This is a genomic window from Streptomyces sp. TM32, from assembly GCF_004122755.1.
GTDB lineage: Bacteria > Actinomycetota > Actinomycetes > Streptomycetales > Streptomycetaceae > Streptomyces > Streptomyces sioyaensis.
This window is the reverse complement of record NZ_SDIG01000008.1, coordinates 81,482-87,481: the sequence shown is the minus strand read 5'-3', so window position 1 is coordinate 87,481 and position 6,000 is coordinate 81,482. Positions and strand designations below refer to the sequence as shown.

At 70.8% G+C, this 6,000-nt stretch carries 5 protein-coding genes; 2 read left to right on the top strand and 3 right to left on the bottom strand.

Annotated elements, in window-relative coordinates; all coding sequences use genetic code 11:
- Positions 1–1,625 (bottom strand): DUF2264 domain-containing protein (locus tag EST92_RS03805; RefSeq protein ID WP_254068469.1); only part of this gene is annotated, 1,625 nt, incomplete at its 3' end.
- Between the two features lie 278 nt (positions 1,626–1,903).
- On the opposite strand from EST92_RS03805, the gene EST92_RS03800 reads away from it, so the two are divergent.
- Entirely contained in the window at positions 1,904–2,962 is a 1,059-nt protein-coding gene (locus tag EST92_RS03800; RefSeq protein ID WP_129279503.1) for a hydroxyacid dehydrogenase, read from the top strand.
- A 61-nt stretch (positions 2,963–3,023) separates the two neighbouring features.
- Complete coding sequence (locus tag EST92_RS03795) at positions 3,024–3,716, top strand: ester cyclase (RefSeq protein ID WP_129279502.1); 693 nt, start codon at positions 3,024–3,026, stop codon at positions 3,714–3,716.
- 94 nt (positions 3,717–3,810) lie between these two features.
- Here the strand turns inward: EST92_RS03795 and groL are convergent, their stop codons facing one another.
- Together groL and groES are read right to left on the bottom strand one after the other, a co-directional pair.
- Complete coding sequence (groL, locus tag EST92_RS03790; RefSeq protein WP_129279509.1) at positions 3,811–5,436, bottom strand: chaperonin GroEL; 1,626 nt, start codon at positions 5,434–5,436, stop codon at positions 3,811–3,813.
- Between the two features lie 134 nt (positions 5,437–5,570).
- Positions 5,571–5,879 (bottom strand): co-chaperone GroES, encoded by a 309-nt coding sequence (groES, locus tag EST92_RS03785; RefSeq protein ID WP_006604922.1) that lies wholly within the window; start codon positions 5,877–5,879, stop codon positions 5,571–5,573.
- Between the last annotated feature and the right edge of the window lie 121 nt (positions 5,880–6,000).

Below are 6,000 nucleotides of genomic sequence, written 5' to 3'. Positions count from 1 at the left end.
GGGGTGGTGGCCCAGCCGGTCTGGCGTACGCGGGTGCCGGGGGCGGCGCCGGTGACCCGGTGGACGCGGAGTTCGGCGCGGCCGTGGACGAGGGTGGCGGACAGGATCCGGACGCCGGCGAGTTCGGTGCCGTCGGCATGGCGCGGTGTGTGGAGGGAGGAGGCCCGGTCGGGCCCGGTGGCATGCGGGGTGGCGGGGCCGCGGGTGGTGGGACGGCCGTCGAGGAGCAGGGCGAAGTGGTTGTCGGGCAGGGCCGGGTCCTCGGCGGCGGGCGCCGTGGGGCCGGTGCGGGTGGAGTAGGCGAAGCGGGCGTAGTAGGGGTCGGGGGTGCTGCGGACGGAATTGCTGCCGTGGTTGTGGAGGCGGACCAGGCCGTCGGAGGCGGTGGACTGGAGCAGCAGGCCCGTGGGGCCCAACGGCCCGGCGGCGTCGGCGGTTTCGGCGGGGAGCGCCTCCTCGGGAGCGGTCCAGGCGGGACGGTCGGCGGGGAGCAGCAGGCCGAGGAAGCCCTTGGCCGCCCAGTAGGGCGAGGCCGGGCCGGAGTAGCTCTGGAGCATCGGTGCGTACGGGCCGTACCAGCCGAGCGGTAACAGGCCGTCCCGGGTGAGGGCGCCGCGGTCGAGGAAGTGCCGCAGGGTCCCGGAGGCGAGGCGGCGGGTGGCGCCGGGGGTGAGCGGGGTGTGTCCGGTGAGGGCGCCCAGCCACGGGGCGGCCGCGGCGGCGAAGCGGTAGGTGAGGGAGCGGCCGAAGGGCAGCGGTGCCCCGTTGGCGTCGAAGAGGCGGGTGCAGGCGTCCAGTTGGGCGTGCAGGCGGGGGCCGTAGGTGGCCAGGAGGGCCCGGTCGGCGCCGAGATGGGCGTGCAGGACCGGGTAGAAGTGCAGCGCCCAGGCGTTGTAGTGGTCGAAGGCACGGTTGTCGCCGTCCGCATACCAGCCGTCGCCCCGGTACCACTCCTCGATGCGGGTCAGCGCACGGTCGATGGCCGCGCCGGCGCGGTCGGTCTCGATGCCCGCCTCGCGCAGGAAGCCGCCGACGGTGAGGCCGAAGAGCCACCAGTTGTTGTCGACGGGGGACGGGCCCAAGGCGGGCAGCAGCCACTCGACGACGCGGGCGCGGATGCCCTCGTCGAGGGTGTCCCACAGCCGGCGCCGGGTCAGGCGCAGCCCGAGGGCGAGCGAGGCGGCCTCGACACGGGCCTGGCGGACGGCGTCGATACGGGGCCAGGAATCCGGGTCGGCCGAGGTCAGCTCCCGTACGGCGGTGGGCCTGCGGGTGCCCGCGGCGAGGCCTTCGGCGTAACGGGGGAGGTAGCCGTGCGGGTCGCGGCCGTCGGCGCCGGCCACACGGAGCGCCGCGAGCAGGAACGTACGGGCGAAGCCTTCGAGGCCGTCCGAGCGGGGACCGGAGGAGCTGGGGCGGGCTCCGGGGAGGACGATCAGACCGTGGCGCGGGGAGGCATAGCGGGCGGCGGCCCCCAGCAGGCCGTCGGCCGTCGCCTCCCAGTGGGCGCGGGTCCAGCCGGTGTACGGGCTGCGGCGGCGGTCCTCGGGCGGCAGCGCAAATGGCGGGTGACACGGAGGACGCCGACGGCGTACGGCAGCAGGCTCGGGGTGCGGCTCGGACATGGCTCCCCCTGAGGCGGTGGGCGGCGGCCGGGTGACGAAATCCTTCAGTGGTGCCTGACCGCACGTCAATCGGGCATACCGGCCAACGGTTTCCCCGTCTCCTGCGCCCTTCATTCCCCCCACTCCTTCCCCTCGTCACCGGTCCGCTCCCCGCCGTCCGCCCGCCGGCGGTCGCCACCCTCAACCCTGCGGCGACACACTGGAAGAGCCGCTCCCGCCACCGGTGGCGGCAGGTGACGCGCACTGACGGGCGACCGCGAAGGAGCACGTTCCTCACTATGCACCCGACCTCTGACACCGCCGCCGGACCTGTGGAAAAGCCCCCTGCCCGGCCCACGTTGCTGCTTTCGATGGCACCCGGCCTCGCCGGCCGGCTGCTCGATGCCCGGCATCGCACCCGCCTGGTGGCGCTGGCCCGTACCGACCCGCACCTCGTCGCCCACGACCTGGCCGACCCCACCCCCGCGGTCGCCGCCGCCCTCGCCGACGCCGAGGTGCTCCTCACCTGCTGGGGCGTCCCGCCGCTCACCGGCGCCGTCCTGGCCGCGGCGCCCCGGCTGCGCGCCGTCATCCACGCCGCCGGCTCGGTCCGACACCACATCACCGACGCCTGCTGGGAGCGCGGCATCGCCGTCAGCTCGGCCGCCGGCGCCAACGCGCTCCCGGTCGCCGAGTACACGCTCGCCGCGATCCTCTTCGCCAACAAGCGGGTGCTGCACTCCGCCCACCGCTACCGGGACCTGCGCGCACCGCACGACTGGCAGCACGAACTGGCCGGCGCCGGCAACCACCAACGCACCGTCGGCGTCCTCGGCGCCTCCCGTATCGGCCGTCGCGTCATCGAGCTGCTGCGCCCGTTCGACCTGCGGGTTCTGCTGTACGACCCGTACGTGGACGCCACCGAGGCCGCCCGGCTCGGCGTGACATCGGTCCCGCTCGACGAACTCTGCGCCGGCAGCGACCTCGTCACCGTGCACGCCCCGGAGCTGCCCGCCACCCGCCATCTGCTCGGCGCACCCGAACTGGCCCTGATGCCCGACGGCGCCACCCTGATCAACACCGCCCGTGGCTCGCTCGTCGACCCGGCGGCGCTGCTCCCCGAACTGCTCAGCGGCCGCCTGCACGCCGTCCTCGACGTCACCGAACCCGAACTCCCGCCGCCCGACTCGCCGTTGTGGGACCTTCCGAACGTCCTGCTCACCCCACACATCGCCGGTTCGCTGGGCGGCGAGCTGCACCGTATGGCCGACCGTGCGCTGGACGAAGTGGCGCGGTTCGCGGCCGGCCTGCCCTTCGCGGACCCGGTCCTCCCGGCGTTCCAGGACCGCTCGGCCTGACCGCACCAGAGCCGCATTTCTCCCTAAAATTGATGTACTCCACCCATTTCGGGGAGGTGCCATGAAATTCGTACAAATAATCGACTACAAGACCGAGCGGCCTGACGGCATGAATGCACTCATGGACGAGTGGGTCGAGCAGACCAAGGGCAAGCGAACCGCCACCCACAGCCTCGTCGGCAAGGACCGGTCCGACGCGTCCCACTACGTCGAGATCGTCGAGTTCCCTTCGCACGAAGAGGCGGTGAAGAACTCCCACCTGCCGGAGACCGACCGGATCTTCCAGGAGATGGTGGCGCTCTGCGACGGGATGCCGTCGTTCACCGACCTCGACGTCGTCCGGGACGAACAGTTGAATGCCGCAACCGCCCGCCGGGTCTTCGACGAGATCTGCGTCGCGGGCAACCTCGACGTGATCGACGAGGTGTACGCGCCCGACTACCGGGACCACGACGTCATGAAGGAAGAGGAGACCGTTACCGGGTCCGACGTCATGCGCGGTGACGTCACCAGATGGCGCGGTGCCTTCGACTTCGCCTTCCGCCTCGACGACCAGATCGCCCAGGGCGACGATGTCGTCACACGGTGGACCTGGACCGGCACGCACCAGGGCGAATTCATGGGCGTCCAGCCGACCGGAAAGAAATACACCATGACGGGGACCACGACCTTCCGGTTCCGCGACGGAAAGATCCAGGAAGGCTGGTGGCACTACGACGTCGTGGGCCTGATGCGGCAACTGGGGGTGTTCTGACCGGGCCGTCAAGGATCACGCACGAAGGCCCCTGTCCCGCTGCTGACGAGCGGGACAGGGGCCTTTGCGCCGACCGTGCGGCGATGGCTGTGCGTCAGTGCGCGTGACCGTGGCCGTGCCCGGCCTCGGCCGGCTCGTCCTCGGCGGGCTTCTCGACGACCAGGGTCTCGGTCGTCAGCAGCAGCGAGGCGATCGACGCGGCGTTCTCCAGGGCGGAGCGGGTGACCTTGACCGGGTCGATGACGCCGGCCTTGACCAGGTCGCCGTACTCGCCGGTGGCGGCGTTGAAGCCCTGGCCCTTGTCCTGCTCGGCGACCTTGGCGGTGATCACGTAGCCCTCCAGGCCCGCGTTCTCCGCGATCCAGCGCAGCGGCTCGACGACGGCGCGGCGGACGACGGCGACACCGGTGGCCTCGTCGCCCTCCTTGCCGAGGGAGCCCTCCAGCACCTTGGCGGCGTGGACCAGAGCGGAGCCACCACCGGAGACGATGCCCTCCTCGACCGCGGCGCGGGTCGCGGAGATGGCGTCCTCCAGACGGTGCTTCTTCTCCTTGAGCTCGACCTCGGTGGCCGCACCCACGCGGATGACGCAGACGCCACCGGCGAGCTTGGCGAGGCGCTCCTGGAGCTTCTCGCGGTCCCAGTCCGAGTCGGTGGTCTCGATCTCGGCCTTGATCTGGGCGACGCGTCCGGTGACGTCGTCGGCCTTGCCGCCACCGTCGACGATGGTGGTGTCGTCCTTGGTGACGGTCACCCGGCGGGCGGTGCCGAGCACGTCCAGACCGGCCTGGTCGAGCTTGAGGCCGACCTCCTCGGCGATGACGGTCGCACCGGTGAGGGTGGCGATGTCGCCGAGCATGGCCTTGCGGCGGTCACCGAAGCCGGGGGCCTTGACGGCCACGGCGTTGAAGGTGCCACGGATCTTGTTCACGACCAGGGTCGACAGGGCCTCGCCCTCGACGTCCTCGGCGATGATCAGCAGCGGCTTGGAGGCACCGGCCTGGATGACCTTCTCCAGCAGCGGCAGCAGGTCCTGGATCGAGGAGATCTTGCCCTGGTGGATCAGGATGTACGGGTCCTCGAGGACGGCCTCCATACGCTCCTGGTCGGTGACCATGTAGGGCGAGAGGTAGCCCTTGTCGAAGGCCATGCCCTCGGTGAAGTCGAGCTCCAGACCGAAGGTGTTGGACTCCTCGACGGTGATGACACCGTCCTTGCCGACCTTGTCCATCGCCTCGGCGATCAGCTCGCCGACCTGCTTGTCCTGGGCGGACAGGCCGGCCACGGCGGCGATGTCGGACTTGTCGTCGATCGGGCGGGCGGTCGCGAGGAGCTCGTCGGACACGGCCTTGACGGCGGCGTCGATGCCCTTCTTGAGCGCGGCCGGGGAGGCACCCGCGGCGACGTTGCGCAGGCCCTCGCGGACCAGCGCCTGGGCCAGCACGGTGGCGGTGGTGGTGCCGTCACCCGCGATGTCGTTGGTCTTGGTCGCCACCTCCTTGACGAGCTGGGCGCCAAGGTTCTCGTACGGGTCGTCGACCTCGACCTCACGGGCGATGGTGACACCGTCGTTGGTGATCGTCGGGGCGCCGAACTTCTTGTCGATGACGACGTTGCGGCCCTTGGGGCCGATCGTCACCTTGACGGTGTCGGCAAGCTTGTTGACGCCGCGCTCAAGGGCGCGACGGGCGTCCTCGTCGAACTTCAGGATCTTCGCCATGGGTTGCTTCAAGTCCTCTCATTGCGATCCTCGGCCACGCAGTGGGGACCGCTGTCGCTCAAACGAACTGCGCCCCTGCCCCGGGTTGTTTAGACGCGGGAACCAGGGGCGCAGATCACGGCAAAACCGGTGACTTACTTCTCGACGATCGCGAGCACGTCGCGAGCCGAGAGCACGAGGTAGTCCTCGTTGTTGTACTTCACCTCGGTGCCGCCGTACTTGCTGTAGAGCACGACATCGCCGACGTTCACGTCGAGCTCGATGCGCTTGCCGTCCTCGACACGGCCCGGGCCCACGGCCAGGACGACGCCCTCCTGGGGCTTCTCCTTGGCGGTGTCCGGAATGACCAGGCCCGAGGCCGTGGTCTGCTCGGCGTCGAGCGGCTGGACCACAATGCGGTCCTCAAGCGGCTTGATGGCAACCTTGGAGCTGGTGGTCGTCACGATCCGACCTCCCCCTTCGGAGATCTCACGGGGTTAACTGTCTGAGGTGGCGACCAGGTGGATCCGTCGTCGCGGGTGCCGGACCTGCCCGTCGCTGTATGTCTGGCACTCCCCACTGGAG